Source organism: Saccharothrix hoggarensis, from assembly GCF_042678885.1.
GTDB lineage: Bacteria > Actinomycetota > Actinomycetes > Mycobacteriales > Pseudonocardiaceae > Actinosynnema > Actinosynnema hoggarensis.
Genome location: NZ_JBHTLK010000032.1, coordinates 1 through 17,194, shown reverse-complemented (window position 1 = coordinate 17,194; position 17,194 = coordinate 1). Strand labels below are relative to the sequence as shown.

Genomic DNA, 17,194 nt, shown 5'->3' with positions numbered 1-17,194 from the left:
CGCGCTGACAGCATCTAGACCGCATGTTTGCGCAAACATGACCTCCGCACGCCGTTGCCCCGCCGCCGCCCGGGGTGACGCCGGAGGCGAAGGCCGTGGTCGCGCGCGAAGAGGTTTGGTGACGTGCCGGCGCACGGAGTCGCCCACGCCGGGCGCCGGTGCCGCGTCCCTGTGGTGGGCCGGACAAAGGAGTCCAGATGTCCCGTTTGTCTCCGAGGCGGTGGCGTGCGGCGCTGACCGCCGCGGTCGTCGGCCTGGCAGCCGTGCTGCTGCCCACCGGCACCGCCCACGCCGCGCCCGTCACCGTCGACGTGGGCGTGCAGTTCACCGACACGAGCGGCAACCCCGTCGAGGCCCACGGCGGTGGCGTGATCAAGGTCGGGAGCTACTACTACTGGTTCGGCGAGAACCGGCACCCGGACAACCTGTTCCGCGCCGTCTCGGTCTACCGGTCCACGGACCTGAAGAACTGGGAGTTCCGCAACAACGTCCTCAGCCAGTCCAGCCACGCCGAGCTCCGGACGTCCTGGGTCGAACGCCCCAAGGTCGTCTACAACGCGTCCACCGGCCAGTACGTCATGTGGATGCACTGGGAGAACGGCCAGCACTACGGCGAGGCGCGCGCGGCCGTGGCGTACTCGTCCACTGTGGACGGCAACTACACGTACCAGGGCAGCTTCCGGCCGCTCGGGCAGCACATGTCCCGCGACATCACGCTGTTCAAGGACGACGACGGCACGGCGTACATGATCTCGGCCGCGCGCGAGAACTACGACCTGCACATCTACCGCCTCAACGCCGACTACCGCGGCGTGGCGCAGCTGGTCGCGAACCCGTGGCCGGGCGGGCACCGGGAGGCGCCGGCGCTGTTCAAGCGCAACGGCGTGTACTTCATGCTCACGTCCGGCGCCACGGGCTGGTCGCCGAACCAAGCGAAGTACGCGACCGCCACCAGCGTGGCCGGCCCGTGGAGCGCCATGCAGAACGTGGGCGACTCCACCACGTTCCGCTCGCAGCCCGCGTACGTGCTGCCGATCCAGGGCACCCAGACGACGTCCTACCTCTACATGGGCGACCGGTGGGCGGGCGCGTGGGGCGGACCGGTGAAGGACTCCAGCTACGTCTGGCTCCCGATCGGCTTCCCGAGCAACACCTCGATGAGCCTGTCGAACGCCGGTCAGGTCGTCATCGACACGGCGACCGGCACGGTCACGTCCGTGGGCGTCTCGTACAACCGGATCTCCGTGCGGCACTCCGGCAAGTGCCTCGACATCGCCAACGTCAGCCAGGCCGACGGCGCGGCGTTGACGCAGTACACCTGCGGCAGCGGAGCCAACCAGCAGTTCCGCGTGCAGGCGACCGGCGGCGGCTACTACCAGCTGATCGCCCGGCACTCGAACAAGTGCCTGGACGTGAGCGACCACAGCACCGCCGACGGCGCGGCCGTGCAGCAGTGGAGCTGCACGACCGGCCAGAACCAGCAGTGGTCCCTGGTCGACGTCGGCTCGGGCTACTCCCGGATCGTGGCCCGGCACTCCGGCAAGTGCCTCGACCTGCCGAGCAGCTCCCACGACAACATCCAGTTCAAGCAGTACCCGTGCAACGGCGGTCAGAACCAGCAGTTCCTCGTCACCCCGGTCTGAGCCGGCCCCACGGCCGCGCCGGGGCCCACCGCACGCGTCACCGGTGGACCCCGGCGCGCCGGACTGGAGCACGGCGGGTGCGCGCGCTGCCGTGGTGGTGGTCGCGTGGTTACCCTGTGCGGGTGACGGAGCGGGCGCGGTCCTGGCACGGTGTGTTCAGCCGCATCGTCAACGAGGCGCACGTGGTCGGCCCCGACGAGGTGGCCGGCCTCGTCAACGGCGCGACGGCGCCGGTCGGGGTGACGGTGCGGCTGCACCTGGTCGACCTGTCGCAGCAGCGGTTGCACCCGGTGCGGCCGGAGGACGGGCCGTCACTGTCGGTGGAGTCGTCCCCGGTGGGACGTGCGTTCCAGCAGTTGGAGCTCTACGTCGAGCCCGGACCGCCGCCCGTCCTGTGGATACCGCTGCTCAACGGCACCGAGCGGCTCGGCATGGCGGGCATGGAGCTGCCCGCGGACGCCGATCCGCACGACACCTGGCTGCGCGAGCAGTGCTGGGTGGTGGTCAGCCTGGCCGCCCACCTGGTCATGAGCAAGCAGAACTACGGCGACCTGTTCCACGTGGTCCGCCGCACGAAGCCGCTGTCGGTGGCCTCCGAGCTGCTGTGGCAGCTGCTGCCGCCGCAGACGTTCGCCTGCGACCGCATGGTGGTCACCGCGGCGCTGGAGCCCTACGACCAGGTCGGGGGCGACGGCTACGACTACGCCGTGGACGGCGGGGATGCCCACGTGGCCATCTTCGACTCGGTGGGCCACGACCTGCACGCGGGCCTCACCACCACGGTGGCGCTGGCCGCCACCCGCAACGCCCGCCGCAGCGGTCTGGGGCTCGTCGAGGCGGCGCGGCTGGCCGACGAGGCCATCGCCGTGCGCAACGGGCCCGACAAGCTGACGTTCGCGACGGCGGTGCTGGCGCGGCTGGACCTGGACACCGGCGAGCTGCACCACCTCAACGCGGGCCACCCGCCGCCGGTCCTGCTGCGCGACGGCAAGGTGGTCAAGCTGCTGGAAGGCCCGGCGCGCATCCCGCTGGGGCTGGGCCACCTCACCCGGCGCGAGGCGCAGGTCGCGACCGAGCGGCTGCGGCCCGGCGACCGGGTGCTGTTCCACACCGACGGCATCGTCGAGGCGCGCAGCCCCGACGGCGCGCTGTTCGGCCTCGACCGCCTGGTCGAGCTGACCGAGGTCCACGAGGCCGCCGGGCTGCCCGCCCCGGAGACGCTGCGCCGCATCGTCCACGCCGTGCTGGAGCACCAGCACGGGCAGCTCCAGGACGACGCCACCCTGCTCCTGCTGGAGTGGACCACCACCGGCCAGATCGCCCTGTTCCCGACCATCTGACCGGTGCCGCCGGGTCAGTCCTCGAAGCGAACCTTCGCCCACACCGTCGTGCTCTCCGACGCCGACACCACGCCCCACTGCGCGGTCAGCCCGTCGACGATCAGGAGACCGGCTCCGAGGGACCAGCGCGCGGTGTGGCGCCGGGCGTGGTCGCGGACCCGGATCGTGAGCGTCTCCGTCCACGGGTCCATGACCAGTTCCAGCACGTACGGCGGCTCGCCGCACCGCCAGGCGTTGTCCAGCAGCTCGCCGACGAGCACGCCCACCAGCAGGACGTCGTGGTCGAGCCAGCCGACCAGGCGGTCGCGCAGCCACGCCTCGACCTCGGCCCGCGACGGCGAGCCGTGGGTCTCCATGACGAGGACGGCGCTGCCGTCGTCCGGGCCGGTCATGCGGCGCACCGCCGGCACCAGTGGGGTCCGATCGCCCGGTCGCGCCCACGCCACCCGTCGCCCACCGCGGACGTCCACAGCAGCCGCCAGACCGTGTGCGCGTCCTCGCTGTCGTAGGCGCGACCGCAGTGGTCGCAGATCAGCACGAGCGTGGCGGAGTCGTGGTCGGCGGGGATCGCGGTCACGGTGCCGGAGGTCGACTTCCTGGGGTCGGGGACGCGGTGCGGGCGTGCGGCCACCCCCGGCGCGCGCACCGGTCCGTCGCCGAGGGCGTGGACCACTATCGCCGATAACGCGGTCGCCGAACCTTGCGATCACCTTGCGATCACCTTCCGGTCGGCGAACGCGGGAGCAGGTGAGGACGCGGTGCGTCCAACGGGGACGGCGTCAAGACCGCGCCGGCGCGCGCCCGTCCGCCGCACGCGGACGGGCGCTGCCGGGACCGCCGACGGATCAGTCGGGCACGTCGGTGAGCCCGGGGCGCGGCGCGCCGACCAGGGCGGCCAGGTTGCCGGACTCCTGCGTGCCGTCGCGCATGTGCTGGTGCGCCAGGCCGATCTCCTCGAAGTCGTAGGTGTGGCCCAGGCTCGGGTCGATGTGCCCGGCGGCGACCAGGTCGACGATCGCGCGGCACTCGCGCGGGTTGGCGAAGTGGCTGCCCTGGAAGCGCTTCTGCCGCATCCACAGGATCCTCAGGTCGACCTCGCCCAGGTAGCCGCTGGTCGCGCCGCACAGGACGATCATGCCGCCGGGCGCGCAGACGTAGACCGACGTGGGGAGCGTCGCCTGGCCGGGGTGCTCGAAGACGATCCTGGGCGACACCTTCTCCCCCAGCACCTCCCAGATGCGCCGGCCGAACGCCCGCACGCCGCGCTGCCACCGCTCCAGCTCCGGCCCGTCGTCGGGCATGGGTCCCCAGTGGTCGAACTCGGTGCGGTTGATGACACCCACCGCGCCCATGCGCAGGCAGTGCTTCACCCGGTCCGGCGAGGACACCACGGCGATGGGACGGCCACCGAGCCGGCGCACGATCTGGGTGGCCATCGAACCGAGTCCGCCGGAACCGCCCCAGACGAGCACCGGGTCGCCGGGCTGGACGGTGTGCGGCGGCCACCCCGCGAGCTGCCGGTAGGCGGTCGCGCCCGACAGCATGAAGCAGGACGCCTCCTCCCACGTCAGCTGCGCGGGCTTCGGGTGGCACTGGAACTCGGCGACGAGGGTGAACTGGGCGAAGGAGCCCCAGTTCAGCTCGTAGCCCCACACGCGCTGCGTGGAGGACAGCATGGGGTCGCGGCCGAGCCGGATGTCGGGGTCGTCCTCGTCCCAGCGGCAGCCGGACAGCGTGACGTGCTCGCCGACGCGCACGTGCCGCACGCCGTCGCCCACGGCCCACACGATGCCCGCGCCCTCGGACCCCCCGATGTGGTGGCCGGTGTCGTCCCCTTTGGCCGCACGCATGCCGATGACGTCCACCGGGGTGCCGAGGGCGGCCCACACGTTGTTGTAGTTGACGCCCGCGGCCATGACGGCGACGAGCACGAAACCGGGCGGCACCTCCGGGACGTCGACGACCTCGGTCCGGAAGGCGTCGACCGGCGGACCGTAGCGCTCCGGCCGGATCACCGAGGCGTACATGCGCTGGGGCACCACGCCGAGCGGGGGAAGGCTCCCCGGCTCGTACAGGGTGTCCGTTCGGGAATAGGTCGCCGACTGTGTCGCCATGATCCCCCTCCAGGTTCGCGGGGAAGTCACAATCAACCGCTCCTCCCCCGGATCGATGCTAGTGACGGGTCGGCACCGCGAATCCCCCAAGCGGGGCAAGAAAGCGTTCGACCGATTCGTCCGCCGAGCGGTGTCGAGAGCACGCGGCCGGGAACGGCGGACAACCGGGCGACCGACCGGAGGCACGGAGAACTTCCGGTCACATTTCGCAAAAAAGGGATGAATGTCCGCTTCCGACCCGGTCGCGCACGCTCGCGCACGTCGCGGAGCTGCGCGGATCGTTGATCCCGGAGCGTCAACCGTTGAAGGTTGACTTCAACGACGGGGCACGGAACGGTGCGCGCGTAAGGGACTTTTACCTGTCACGTGGAATTATCGTGACCATTGCGCCGACACTTCGCCGAACCGAACCGGAGCGGGTTGACAGAGATCAACGAGCGCTTTTAGCATCGCTCACATTGGGGGAGAATGTGACTCGCTGGGGGACTTTGCGCAATGGCGCGGACACCACATCTCTGCGACCTGACGCGCTGTTGTCCGACGGGGAATCCGGACATCCACGGGGACCTTCCCGCTCCTCCACGCCCACTGCCGCGCACCCCACCCGGTGACGGGGCGCCGGCGCCGTCGGTCGGCAGACCGCGACGGCCCCGGCGCCCGTAGGCGGCCACGCCCCGGTCGCGGCGTGCCCAGGCGACAGCAGCAGTCCCACCAAGACCCGGAGGTCGGCATGTCACTGGACGAGTACGCGCTGTCGGTCCTCGGACCGGCCACGGACAGGGCGGGGTTCACGACCAGCAGCTTCATCGCGCTCGGGGGCGACTCCCTGCGGGCGATGCGGTTGACCGCCCTGGCGCAGGAAGGGCTCGGGCTGCGGTTGTCGGTGTCGGAACTGCTCTCCTCGACACCGCTGGGCGCGGTGCTCGCGAACGCGGTGGCGACGTCGAACGGCGCCACCGACGGCACCTCCGACGCGACCGCCGCGGAGCCGGAGACCGCGGTCCCCGCGCTGACGCCGACGCAGCGGGGCATGTGGCTGATCGAGAACGTGCTCGGCGGCTCGACCTACAACCTGGTCTTCACGTCCTATGTGGACAGCGGCACGCTCGACCGCGAGGTGTTCGGCCGCGCCGTCGCGGCGACCACGGCCCGGCACGCCTCCCTGCGGACGCTGCTCCGCGACCAGGACGGCGAGGTCGTGCCGGTCGTCCTGGACGACGCCGTGCCCGACATCGTGGACCTCGCGCACGACGGCCCGGACTTCGACGGGTTCGTCCGCGCCACCGCCGCCGAGCACGGCCGCACCCCGTTCGACCTCACCGCCGCTCCCCCGCTGCGCCACCTCTTCGTCGGCGGCGCGGGCGGGCGGCAGGCGGTCGTCCTGGTGGCGCACCACATGCTCCTCGACGGGTGGGCGGTCGGCCTGCTGCTCGACGAGCTGTTCACGTCGTACCGGGCGCTGGCCGCGGGCGAGCCGCTGCCCTTCACCGACGTCGCGCCCACGACGGAGGCGTTGCTGCGCCGTCACGAGCAGGACCGCCGCAGCGGGGAGTGGGACCGCCTGGCCGAGTTCTGGCTCAAGCACCTCGACGGCGCGCAGACCGTGCTGGAGGTGCCCACCGACCGCCCCCGCCCGACGGTCCAGGACCCGGCGGGCGACCGCGTCCCGCTCGACTTCGACGCCGGGCTGACCACGCTGGTCGAGGACCGGGCGCGCGAGCTGGGCATCACGCCGTTCGCCCTGCTCCTCGCCTCCTACGGCCTGACGCTGAGCCGCTGGACCGGCGTCGACCGGCTGCTGGTCGGCGTCTCCCTCTACGGGCGGGACACCGCCGAGCTGGCCCGGCTGGTCGCGGTGGCGGGCAACCTGGCGCCGGTCCGGCTGGAGGTGGACGACGACGCGCAGGCGGTGGACTACCTGCGCGCGGTGCAGGACTCGCTGGCGCGCAGCATCGAGGCGGGCGCGCTGCCGTTCGACGAGCTGGTCACCCGGCTCGGGGTGCAGCGCGGGCTGAGCGCGCACCCGCTCGTGCAGGTGTCGTTCGGCATGCACGACCAGCTGGTCCCGCAGCGCATCGACGCCGGTGACGTGGAACTGCGCGTGGAGGAGGGGCACGGCGGCGGCGCCCAGTTCGACCTGTCGCTGCTGTTCGGCCGGTCCCGCCCGACGCTGGGCGCGCAGCTGGAGTACGCGACGGCGCTGTGGGACGAGGCCGACGCGCGGGCGTTCCTCGCCGACTTCACCACGGCCGTGCGGGAGCTGGCCACGGCCGGCGGACGGCTGGAGGACCTGCGCTGCCTGTCCGCCGAGCGGCGGGCGGTGCTGGACGCGCTGAACGCGACCCACCGCGACTTCCCCGAGGTCACCGCGGACGAGCTGGTCCGCAGGACGGCTCAGCGCGCCCCGGACGCCGTGGCGGTGCGCGAAGGCGACGTGGAGCTGACGTACGCGCAGCTCGTGTGCGCGGCGGCCGAGCAGGCACGGCGGCTGCGCGAACTCGGCGTCGGCCGCGGCGACCGGGTGCTGATCGCCCTGGACCGCTCGATCACGGAGATCGTGGCGGTGCTCGGCACGGCGTGGGCGGGCGCGGCGTACGTCGGCGTGGACCTGGCCCAGCCCGAGGCGCAGGTCCGGCACATCGTCGCCAAGGCCGCGCCGAAGGCCGCGCTGGCCGCCTCGCCGGACGCCGTCGCGCGCCTCGGCGTGACCGCGTGTGCGACGTGGGAGCCGTCCTGGCCCTCCGACACGCGGACCGAGCCGGCGGACACCGGCCCCGACGACCTCGCGTACATCGCCTTCACGTCCGGCTCCACGGGCCTGCCCAAGGGCGTCGCGGTGCCGCACCGAGCCGTCGTGCGGCTGGTGCACGAGCCCGACTTCGTCCACCTGGGACCGGACGACCGGGTGCTCCGGCTGTCGCCCCTGGCGTTCGACGCGTCCACGCTGGAGCTGTGGGGTCCGCTCGCCGGCGGCGCGGCGCTGGAGGTGCACCCGGCGGGTCTGTCCTCTCCGAGCGAGCTGAGCGCGTTCCTGCTCGACCGGCGGGTCACCGTCGCGTGGCTGACGGCGGGGCTGTTCCGGCTGGTCGAGGAGTTCGCGCCGGCCGGGCTCGGCGGCCTGCGGCAGCTGATCACCGGCGGCGACGTCGTCCCGCACGCCCACGTGGCCCGCGCGCTGGAACGACACCCCGGGCTCGTCGTCACCAACGGCTATGGACCCACCGAGAACACCACGTTCACCACCACCCACCCGGTGACGTCGAGCGCGGACGTGGACGGTCCCCTGCCCATCGGCACCCCGCTGCCGGGGACGCGCGTGCACGTGCTGGACCGGCGGCACAGGATCGTGCCGCCGGGCGCGGTCGGCGAGCTGTACGCGGCGGGCGCCGGCCTGGCCGACGGCTACGTGGACGACGAGGCGGAGACCGCGCGGGGGTTCGGCCACTTCTCCCCCGACGTCCCGGAACGGCTCTACCGCACCGGCGACCTGGTCCGGGTCGACCACTCCGGGCGGCTGCGCTTCCTCGGCCGCCGCGACGACCAGGTGAAGCTGCGCGGGTTCCGCATCGAGCTGTCGGCCATCGCCGACGTGCTGGCTGGCGACCCGCGGGTCCGGGACGCGGCGGTCGTGGTCACCGAGGGCGACAGCGCGGACAAGCGGCTGCTCGCCGCGATCGTCCCCGCCGACCCCGCGGTGCGCACCGACGAACTGCGCGACCTGGTGGCCGACCGGCTGCCGTCGTACATGGTGCCGGTGCTGTGGGCCGTGGTGGACCGCTTACCGGTGACCGGGAACGGCAAGGTGGACCGCCGGGCCCTCGCCGCCGTGGCGGCGCCCGCCGGGCAGCGGCTCCCGGAGCCCGAGCCCGAGCCGGACCCGCTCGGCGTGGCGCCCGACCTGTTCGCCCGCGTCCTCGACCGACCCGTGGACCTGACGCCGGACACCGACTTCTTCACCGTCGGCGGCAACTCGATGGGCGCGGTGCGGCTGTTGCGGCTCGTCCACGACGAGGTGGGGGTGAAGGTGCGGCTGCGGGACTTCCTGCTCGCGCCGACGCCGTCCGGCCTGAACCGGCTCATCGACCAGGCCGCGCGGTCATGACCGAGCTGATCCGCGACGACGTGCGCGGCATGGCGTGGGACGACGGGCTGGAGTGCTGGGTCGTCTCCGACCCGGCGCTGGCCCGGCGGGTGCTCAACCACCGGGGTTTCTCGTCGCAGACGTCGAAGCGGCTCGGCGAGCTGTACATGACGGAGGAGTCGCGGCGGGAGCACCGCGACCTCACCGAGTTCCTGCGGCTGTGGTTCGTGCACACCGACGGCGCGGAGCACGCCGCGCTGCGCAAACCGTTGCAGCGCTTGTTCTCCGCCTCGCACACGCGGTCCCTCGGCGCGCGCGTCGAGGAGATCGTGGACGCGTGCCTGGACGACCTGGTCGCCGATCCCCGGCACGACGCCGTGCCCACCGTGGCCGAGGGCGTGTCGGGGCGGGTGATGGCCCACATCGTCGGCGTGGACCGGGAACCGGCCGTGCTGCACACGTGGTCCCGGACGCTGTCGGGGTTCATCGCCGCGATGTACCGGCGCGACCACGCCGAGGCCGCGCACCGCGTGATGCTGGAGATGGTGGACGCCCTGCAGTCCTCTCCCGCGCTGGAGGGCTTCTCCCGCGACACGCCGGAGGATCGTGCCCGCACCAACGCGACGTGGGCGATGATCCTGTTCGGCGGTCTGGAGACCACGGCGTCCCTGCTCGGTTCGTGCCTGCTCGCCGTGCTGGAGGACCCGGCGCGGTGGGACCGGGTGCGGGAGGACCGGCCGGGCGAGGTGGAGTCGCTGGTCGAGTCGGTGCTGGAACGGCGACCGCCCCTGCGCAACGTGGGCCGGGTCGTCGCGCACGACTTCGAGTTCGAGGGCGCGCGCCTGAGCGAGGGCGACTTGGTGCTGGTGTCGCTGGCGGGCGGCGGGCTGTTCGACGGCGACGTGTCCGACCTCGCCCCGGTCCCGGAGCGCGCCGACCGGCACCTGGTGTTCGGACACGGCGTCCACTACTGCGTCGGCGCGCCGCTGGCCCGGCTGGAGGCGGCGACCGTGCTGCGGCGGTTCACCCGGCGGTTCCCCGGCGCGGCGGTGGTGGACAACGGGGTCGAGTGGGGGCCGAACCTGTCCTACGTCGGTCTGGACCACCTGTTCCTGGACCTCGGTGACGGCGACCGCTGACCGACCACCATGATCGACGTCCGAGAGGTCCCACGCAGCGCATTGGAGAGAGCACCCGGATGAGGTATCGGAAGATCGGCACCAACCCGCAGCGGCAGCGCGAGGTGAGCGCGCTGGCGCTGGGTGCCATGCAGTTCGGCACGGTCATCGAGGAGGAGCGGGCGTTCGCGGTCCTGGACCGGTTCGTCGCGGCAGGCGGCACCTTCATCGACACGGCCAACAACTACGCGTTCTGGGTGAACGGCACCCAGGGCGGCGAGAGCGAGACGGTGCTCGGGCGCTGGCGGCGCAGCCGGGGCGTCACCGACGAGGTCGTGATCGCCACCAAGCTCGGCGGCCGGCCGAAGGTGCCCGGCTTCGACTTCATGCGACCCGAGGGGTTATCGCCCGAGGTGATCCGCGAGTCGTCGGCGCGCAGCCGGGAGCGGCTGGGCGTGGATCGGCTCGACCTGCTCTACGCGCACGGCGACTTCATGGACGTGCCGCAGCGGGACGTCGCGGAGGCGTTCGCGGGACTCGTGGCCGAGGGCTCGGTGGCCATGCTCGGCGCCAGCAACCACTGGTCGTGGCGGCTGGAGCGGATGCGGGCGATCGCCGAGGCCGCGGACCTGCCCGGCTACGAGGTGCTCCAGTACCACCACACGTACCTGCGCCCGCGCGGCGACGTGCCGGGCCGGCGGTCGAAGGACGGCGACCAGGGGCTGTTCAGCGCCGAGCTGATCACCTACCTGCGGGACCGCCCGGAGCTGACGCTGGTGGCGTACACGCCGCTGCTGTCCGGCGCCTACGTGCGCGAGGACCGGCCGCTGGGCGAGCTGCACGACCACGCGGGCACCAAGGCCCGCCTCGCGGCGCTGCACGAGGTGGTGCGGCAGACCGGGGCCACGGCGAACCAGGTGGTGCTGTCCTGGCTCATGGGCGGCGACCTGCCGATCATCCCGCTGGTGGGCGCGTCCTCGGTGGAGCAGCTGGACGAAAGCCTGGAGGCGGTCGAGCTGGACCTCACCGCCGAGCAGCGCGAGCTGATGGACGCGGCGCACTGACGCGCTCCCCGCGTTGACGCCGCGCGTTGACGCCCCGGGCGGCCGTCCGGGGCGTCAACGCGGCTCGGCGAGGGTGCCGGCGATGACGTCGAACACCCGCCCCACGCCGTCCTCGTCGAAGAAGTGACCGCCCGGCACCACGTCCAGGGTGAACGGCCCGGTGGTCTCCTCCCGCCACGCCGCCATCCGCGCCGCGGACGCCTCCCGGTCGTCGGCGCCCGCGAACGCGTGCACCGGCACGTCCAGCGGGGGTCGCACGGGGTCGCCGGCGGTGGCCACCACGGTGAGGTCGGCGCGCAGCGCGGGCAGGAACAGGTCGAGCAGGTCCGGCCGCTCGAACACGATCGGCGGAGTGCCGCCCAGGTCGCGCAGGTAGGCGATCAGTCCCTCGTCGGGCTCGTCCCACCCGCGCACGCGTCCGCGCGCCGCGGTGGCCGCGCTGGCGGCCACGAACAACGCGCGCGGGCCGGGGCGGGACGTCGCGCGCAGCTCGTGCGCCAGCGCCAGCGCCACCCGCGCGCCCATGCTGTGGCCGTAGCACGCGAACGGCTCGTCCAGCAGCGGGTCCAGCACGTCCAGCAGCTCGGCCACCACCGATCCCATGTGGACGTGCGGCGGCTCGTCCAGCCGGGTGTCGCGGCCGGGCAGCTGCACCGCCACCGTCGCCACGTCCGCCGGCAGGCGCCGCGGCCACTCCCGGAACGCCGAGGCGGTGCCGCCCGCGTAGTGGAAGCACAGCAGCCGCACCCGACCGGTGCCCGGCGAGCCGAAGTGGCGCAACGCCCGCCGCCGGCGGGCCGACACGTCAAGCACGGCGCTTCGCCGTGATCGGCACGTGCTTGTACCCGGAGACGAAGTTGGACACCAGCCGCTCGGGCGTGCCCGCGGCCTCGAAGTCCCGGTACTGCGCGAGGAGTTCCTCGAACAGGATGCGCAGCGTGACGCGGGCCACGCTGTGCCCGACGCAGTAGTGCGGCCCGATGCCGAACGCGAGGTGCTTGTTCGGCTTGCGGCGCAGGTCGAACGTCTCGGCGTCCGGGAACTCGCTCTCGTCGCGGTTGGCCGCGCCCAGCCACACCACCACGGCGTCGCCGGCCGCGATCCGGGTGTCGCGCACCTCGACGTCCTGCGTGGCGTAGCGCAGCATGTGGTTCACCGGCGACGCCCAGCGCAGCGCCTCCTCGACCGCCGTGGCGCCGACCTCCGGGTCGGCGGCCCACTGCGGCAGCACGTCGGAGTCGATGAACTCGGCCATCACGAAGTTCGGCGCGTGCGGCGTGGTGACGTTCGCGCCGAGCAGCAGGCTGTAGCAGTTGGACACGATCTCGCTCGGCGACATGTGCCTGCCCTCGAACCGGGTGTTGATCAGCACGCTGATCAGGTCGTCACCCGCGTGGTCGCGGCGGAACCGCACCAGGTCCTGGAAGTAGGCGAACAGCTCGCGGTGCGCCATGTGCAGCGTCGCGGCCCGGCCGCCCTCGTCCTGGTACTCCGGGTCGTCCGCGGCGATGCAGATCGTGGTGAGCCTGCTCAGCCACGGCCAGTCCTCCTCCGGCAGGCCCATCATCGTCCCGGTGACCGACATCGGCATGGCCAGCATCGCCTGGCCCCAGTCGAACACGCCGCCGTCGCCGATGGGCGCGATCAGCTCGGTGACCAGCTCGCGGATCGTCTCGCGCTGCCGGTCGACCGCCTTGACGGCCAACGCCTTCTTCAGCCGCGCCTGCATGATCGTGTGCCGGGGCGGGTCGGTGACGGCGAGCTGCTGGCCGCCCGCCGGGTCGTCCATGCCGAGCAGCTCCAGCATCGTGCCGCGCTCGGACGTGAAGAGCGCGGTGTTCCGCAGCACGTAGTCGGTCTCGCGGAAGTGGACCACCGACCAGAAGCCGCGGTCGTCGTCGACCTGGTGCCAGCTCAACCCGTCTCGCGCGCGCAGGTCCCGCCACACCGCGTGGGCGTCGCCGTCGCTGTACAGGTGGGGGTCGACCAGGTCGGTGTCACCCCGGTGGACGGGGCATCCGGAAACGGTCGCGTCGTGGACGGTCATGGCCGCTGTCCTCATCGGTTCGGGGAGCAAGCCGTCCGGCAGACTCCGGGTCGGTGTGGCAGTGGGCTGGTGGCGCTGTCGGATCGCGCCGCGGAAGGCACTGCGGGATTCCGCACGCGTGCCGCCGATCGGTTCCGCCCGACCTGTCGCATATCCGGTGAATTGACGGTCAACCACGCGTCACATTGACGGCGGCGTTTTTCGCGTTGACGAGCGGAGGTGGTCGCCTTCGACCGACTTCGAGGTTCGGACGTCAACTGTGAAACGCGCGGCCGATCCGGTGAACGGCCGCCGGGAAACAGCGCGTGACGTGCGACTTCACGGGCGGGCACCGGTCAACATCGCATCATCCCCCTCGTGCGCAAAACCTCGACCCCCTGATCCGTGCGACCCGAGCACAACTCGCGTTCGCCCCACGGCAACCCAGTCAAGCACCACGTTCGAGAGATCGTCAACGCCCCGATCCGCACCCGGCGCATTGCGTCCACTGTGGACGAAAATCACCGCGAAACGGTGGCTTGACGGAACTCCGGGCCCGTCCTACGGTCGAATTACCGGCCTGGATCTGGGGTCTGCCAGGGCGCACCGGGTAATTCGCGACCGGGTGGAATCTTTTGGGGGAACACATGCAATCGCGGTCGAATGCGCGCGTCATTCTATTCCTCGTCACGTGGACAAAGATCGGTCGCACCGATGGCTAGTTCCGGTCCCGACCCCCACACGTGGTATCCGGCGACGCCGACCCAACAGGGCATCTGGATTCTCGACCGGATAGAACGCCTGCGCCCGACGTACCTGTTGCCAAGTGTCCTGGAATTCACCGGACCGGTGGACTGTGAACTGTTGACGTCGGTGGTGGAACGCGCGCTGGGACGCCATCCCGCACTGCGTTCCCGCTTCCGGCTGGACGCCGCCGCGCGCCGCGTCGAGTACCGGACCGACGGTTCCCCGCCGGAGGTCGGCTTCACCGACGCGGTCGCCGACGACTGGTCCGCCGACGAGGTGGAGCGCCTGGTCGAGGCGCTCTGCTACACGCCGTTCGAACTGGACGAGGAGGCCCCGGCGCGGGCCGAGGTGATCCGCCTCGACGCCGGCCGCACGCTGCTGGTGCTGACCGTCCACCACATCGTGTTCGACGGGGTGTCCCGGCAGCTCCTGGTGGACGAGATCGGCGCCACGTACCGCGCCCGGGCGCACGGGACCGAGCCGGTGCTGACCACTCCGCCGCACCCGGCGGAGGTTCAGGACAATTCGGACAGTGGCGACGATGTCGCCGAACGGGTTGCGCGCGTGGTGCAACGGCTGCGCGGCGCGCCGACCACGATCGCGCTCCCCTACGACGGCGACCCGGACGACCCCGAGCTGTCGATGATCGGCGCCACCGCCGACACCCTGCTGGACGCCGACGTGACGGAGGCCGTCCTCGCCGTCGCCGCGCGGGAGGGCTGCACCGCCTTCATGACCGGCGTGGCCCTGTTGGCCGCCACGTTCGCGCGCACCACCGAGCAGACCGACTTCCTGTTCTCCGTCGTGTGGCCCGGCCGCGACGACCCGGCCGCCGCCGACGTGATCGGCATGTTCATGACCACGCTGGTGCTGCGGGTCCGGTTGGACGTGGACACGACGTGGCGGGAACTGCTGCGGATCGCGCGGACGGCGGGCACAGAGGCGTTCGTCGACTCGGACGTGCCGCTGGACGCGATCGCCGCCGAGCTCGACCCCGACCGCGACCTGGCCCGGACGCCGCTGAGCCCCGTGCTCGTCAACCTGGCCGAGGCGCCCGACCCGCTGGAGCTGGCGCCCGGCGTGGTGGGCCGCTTCCAGCCGCTGCGCCCCGAGTACAGCAAGTGGGACCTGGCGCTGTTCGTCCGCCTGGACCGCACCACCGGGCGGGACCGGCTCGAACTGTCCCTGAACCACCCGGCGGCGCTGTTCACGGCGGCCACGACCACCGAGTTCCTGGCCGCCCTGCGCCGCAGCGCCGCCGACCTCGCCCGACATCCGGAGGAAACCGTGTTGAACCAGCCCTCTGCGGACAAGACCGACCTGGACGACCCCGCCGCCCGGTTGGGCCTCGTCCGGTCCATCTGGCAGGAGGTGCTCGGCACCGAGGAGATCGACGACGACGTCAGCTTCTTCGACGCGGGCGGCGACTCGCTGCGGCTGGTGATCCTGGTGGAACGGCTCAGCCAGGCGTCCGGGCGCGCGCTCAAGACCGTCGACCTGTTCCGCGCGGGCACCGTGCGCGGTCAGGCGGACCTGCTGGCCGCGCCCGCCGAGGCCGCCCCCGCGGGCCGGGGCACGAGCCGGGACCGGCTGCTGGGCGCCGTGCGCGACCGCCGGACCGGCGACCAGCGGCGCTGACGACCCCGGTGCGGGGTGCCGAAGCCGGACCGGAACGGGAGGGGGACGGAGTGATCGACAGCGAGCACGCGGTCGCGGTCGTCGGGATGGCGTGCCGCTTCCCCGGCGCGAACGACGTCGAGGCGTACTGGGAGCTGCTGCGGGACGGCGTCGAGGGCATCACCCGCTTCGACGTCGAGGACCTGGTGCGGAACAGGGGCGCCGACCCGGACGAGGTCCGGCAGCCGAACTTCGTGCCCGCCAAGGGGGTGGTGGCCGACTCGGCGAACTTCGACTGGTCGTTCTTCGGGTACAGCCGCGCCGAGGCCGCGGGCATCGACCCCCAGCAGCGGGTGTTCCTGGAGACCGCGTCGGCCGCGCTGGACGACGCGGGCCTGGACCCGACCCGGTTCGACGGCTGGATCGGCGTGTACGCGGGCGCGGACCGGACCCACCCGGACACCGGCCGCGACCTCAGCCCGCTGGCCCGGCTGATCGGGTACGAGAAGGACCACGTGGCCACCCGCGCCGCGTACAAGCTGGGGCTGCGCGGCCCCGCCGTGACCGTGCAGACGTCGTGCTCGACGTCGTTGGTCGCCATCCACATGGCGGTGCAGAGCCTGCTGAGCCGGGAGTGCGACGCGGCGCTCGCGGGCGGGGTGGCCGTGGCGCCGGCCGGCGAGTGGGGGTACGTGCACGAGCCCGGCGGACCGCTGTCCGCGGACGGGCACTGCCGGCCGTTCGACGCGAGCGCCACCGGCACCGTGCCGAGCGAGGGCGTCGGCGTGGTCGTGTTGAAGCGGCTGGACGACGCGCTGCGCGACGGCGACCGGATCGCCGCGGTGGTCCTCGGCTCGGCGCTGAACAACGACGGCGCGGAGAAGATGGGCTACGCCACGCCGTCCATCCCCGGCCAGCGCGACGTCATCCGCTACGCGCAGAAGCTCGCCGGGGTGGACGCGGCCGACATCGACTACGTCGAGGCGCACGGCACGGCCACGCCCATCGGCGACCCGATCGAGGTGCAGGCGCTGACCGAGGCCTTCCGCATGTCCACCGACGAGGTGGGCTACTGCCTGATCGGCGGGGTGAAGGGCAACCTCGGGCACACCAGCGCGTCGGCGGGCGTGGCCGCGTTCATCAAGACCGTGCTGATGCTGGAGCACGGCGAAGTGGTGCCCAGCCTGCACTTCGACGAACCGAACCCGTTGCTGGAGCTGGACGGCACGCCGTTCCGGGTGTGCACCGAGCACCGGCCGTGGCCGGACCGCGGCGCCCGGCTGGCGGCGGTGAGCTCGTTCGGCGTGGGCGGCACCAACGCGCACGTGGTGCTGCACGGACCGTCCGAGCGGGAGCCGACCGCGCCGCGGCAGGGCGGGACGGTGCTGGCCGTGTCCGCGGCCACGCCGGCCGCGGTGGCGAAGCTGCGCGGCAACCTGGCCGA

General features: G+C 72.6%; 12 protein-coding genes. 7 read left to right on the top strand and 5 right to left on the bottom strand.

All coding sequences use genetic code 11. From position 1 onward, the window contains the following. The first annotated feature begins 197 nt into the window (after positions 1-197). Both ACFQ3T_RS09185 and ACFQ3T_RS09180 read left to right on the top strand, forming a co-directional pair. Complete coding sequence (locus ACFQ3T_RS09185) at positions 198-1,643, top strand: RICIN domain-containing protein (RefSeq protein ID WP_380722307.1); 1,446 nt, start codon at positions 198-200, stop codon at positions 1,641-1,643. A gap of 122 nt (positions 1,644-1,765) precedes the next feature. Further along, positions 1,766-2,983: a PP2C family protein-serine/threonine phosphatase gene (locus ACFQ3T_RS09180; protein ID WP_380722305.1), complete on the top strand. Its 1,218-nt coding sequence runs from the start codon at positions 1,766-1,768 to the stop codon at positions 2,981-2,983. Between the two features lie 14 nt (positions 2,984-2,997). Here ACFQ3T_RS09180 and ACFQ3T_RS09175 read toward each other — a convergent pair whose 3' ends face one another. The 3 genes from ACFQ3T_RS09175 to ccrA all read right to left on the bottom strand — a co-directional run bounded on the left by ACFQ3T_RS09175 (position 2,998) and on the right by ccrA (position 5,097). Further along, positions 2,998-3,375, bottom strand: coding sequence for a hypothetical protein (locus tag ACFQ3T_RS09175; protein WP_380722303.1), 378 nt, complete (start codon positions 3,373-3,375; stop codon positions 2,998-3,000). After that, positions 3,372-3,560, bottom strand: coding sequence for a hypothetical protein (locus ACFQ3T_RS09170; protein WP_380722301.1), 189 nt, complete (start codon positions 3,558-3,560; stop codon positions 3,372-3,374). Before ACFQ3T_RS09170 ends, ACFQ3T_RS09175 begins: the two co-directional genes overlap by 4 nt. A 268-nt stretch (positions 3,561-3,828) precedes the next feature. Next, positions 3,829-5,097, bottom strand: a complete 1,269-nt coding sequence (gene ccrA / locus ACFQ3T_RS09165; protein ID WP_380722299.1) for a crotonyl-CoA carboxylase/reductase — start codon at positions 5,095-5,097, stop codon at positions 3,829-3,831. 730 nt (positions 5,098-5,827) lie between these two features. Here ccrA and ACFQ3T_RS09160 point away from each other — a divergent pair. The 3 genes from ACFQ3T_RS09160 to ACFQ3T_RS09150 are packed head-to-tail and all read left to right on the top strand — an operon-like array spanning position 5,828 to position 11,360. Further along, a complete protein-coding gene (locus ACFQ3T_RS09160; RefSeq protein WP_380722297.1) occupies positions 5,828-9,199 on the top strand; it encodes a non-ribosomal peptide synthetase in 3,372 nt (1,123 codons plus the stop codon). Further along, entirely contained in the window at positions 9,196-10,317 is a 1,122-nt protein-coding gene (locus ACFQ3T_RS09155; RefSeq protein ID WP_380722295.1) for a cytochrome P450 family protein, read from the top strand. Before ACFQ3T_RS09160 ends, ACFQ3T_RS09155 begins: the two co-directional genes overlap by 4 nt. A 59-nt stretch (positions 10,318-10,376) precedes the next feature. Further along, positions 10,377-11,360 (top strand): aldo/keto reductase, encoded by a 984-nt coding sequence (locus ACFQ3T_RS09150; protein ID WP_380722293.1) that lies wholly within the window; start codon positions 10,377-10,379, stop codon positions 11,358-11,360. A gap of 54 nt (positions 11,361-11,414) precedes the next feature. On the opposite strand, the gene ACFQ3T_RS09145 is transcribed toward ACFQ3T_RS09150, so the two are convergent. Together ACFQ3T_RS09145 and ACFQ3T_RS09140 are read right to left on the bottom strand one after the other, a co-directional pair. Beyond that, the gene (locus tag ACFQ3T_RS09145) at positions 11,415-12,173 is read right to left on the bottom strand and encodes a thioesterase II family protein (protein ID WP_380722291.1); all 759 of its coding nucleotides are present in this window, start codon (positions 12,171-12,173) and stop codon (positions 11,415-11,417) included. Next, on the bottom strand, positions 12,166-13,407 hold the full coding sequence (locus ACFQ3T_RS09140) for a cytochrome P450 (RefSeq protein ID WP_380722289.1): 1,242 nt from the start codon (positions 13,405-13,407) through the stop codon (positions 12,166-12,168). The genes ACFQ3T_RS09145 and ACFQ3T_RS09140 overlap by 8 nt, the downstream gene beginning before the upstream one ends. Before the next feature lie 693 nt (positions 13,408-14,100). On the opposite strand from ACFQ3T_RS09140, the gene ACFQ3T_RS09135 reads away from it, so the two are divergent. Then, positions 14,101-15,771, top strand: a complete 1,671-nt coding sequence (locus tag ACFQ3T_RS09135; protein WP_380722287.1) for a condensation domain-containing protein — start codon at positions 14,101-14,103, stop codon at positions 15,769-15,771. Positions 15,772-15,821: 50 nt separating this feature from the next. After that, positions 15,822-17,194 (top strand): beta-ketoacyl synthase N-terminal-like domain-containing protein (locus tag ACFQ3T_RS09130; protein WP_380722285.1); only part of this gene is annotated, 1,373 nt, incomplete at its 3' end.

Excerpts from the sequence above, each read along its gene's own strand:
- ACFQ3T_RS09160 (WP_380722297.1), top strand. The coding sequence starts at position 5,828 with ATGTCACTGGACGAGTACGCGCTGTCGGTCCTCGGACCGGCCACGGAC.
- ACFQ3T_RS09175 (WP_380722303.1), bottom strand. The coding sequence starts at position 3,375 with ATGACCGGCCCGGACGACGGCAGCGCCGTCCTCGTCATGGAGACCCAC.
- ACFQ3T_RS09140 (WP_380722289.1), bottom strand. The coding sequence starts at position 13,407 with ATGACCGTCCACGACGCGACCGTTTCCGGATGCCCCGTCCACCGGGGT.
- ACFQ3T_RS09135 (WP_380722287.1), top strand. The coding sequence starts at position 14,101 with ATGGCTAGTTCCGGTCCCGACCCCCACACGTGGTATCCGGCGACGCCG.
- ACFQ3T_RS09185 (WP_380722307.1), top strand. The coding sequence starts at position 198 with ATGTCCCGTTTGTCTCCGAGGCGGTGGCGTGCGGCGCTGACCGCCGCG.
- ACFQ3T_RS09150 (WP_380722293.1), top strand. The coding sequence starts at position 10,377 with ATGAGGTATCGGAAGATCGGCACCAACCCGCAGCGGCAGCGCGAGGTG.
- ACFQ3T_RS09155 (WP_380722295.1), top strand. The coding sequence starts at position 9,196 with ATGACCGAGCTGATCCGCGACGACGTGCGCGGCATGGCGTGGGACGAC.
- ccrA (WP_380722299.1), bottom strand. The coding sequence starts at position 5,097 with ATGGCGACACAGTCGGCGACCTATTCCCGAACGGACACCCTGTACGAG.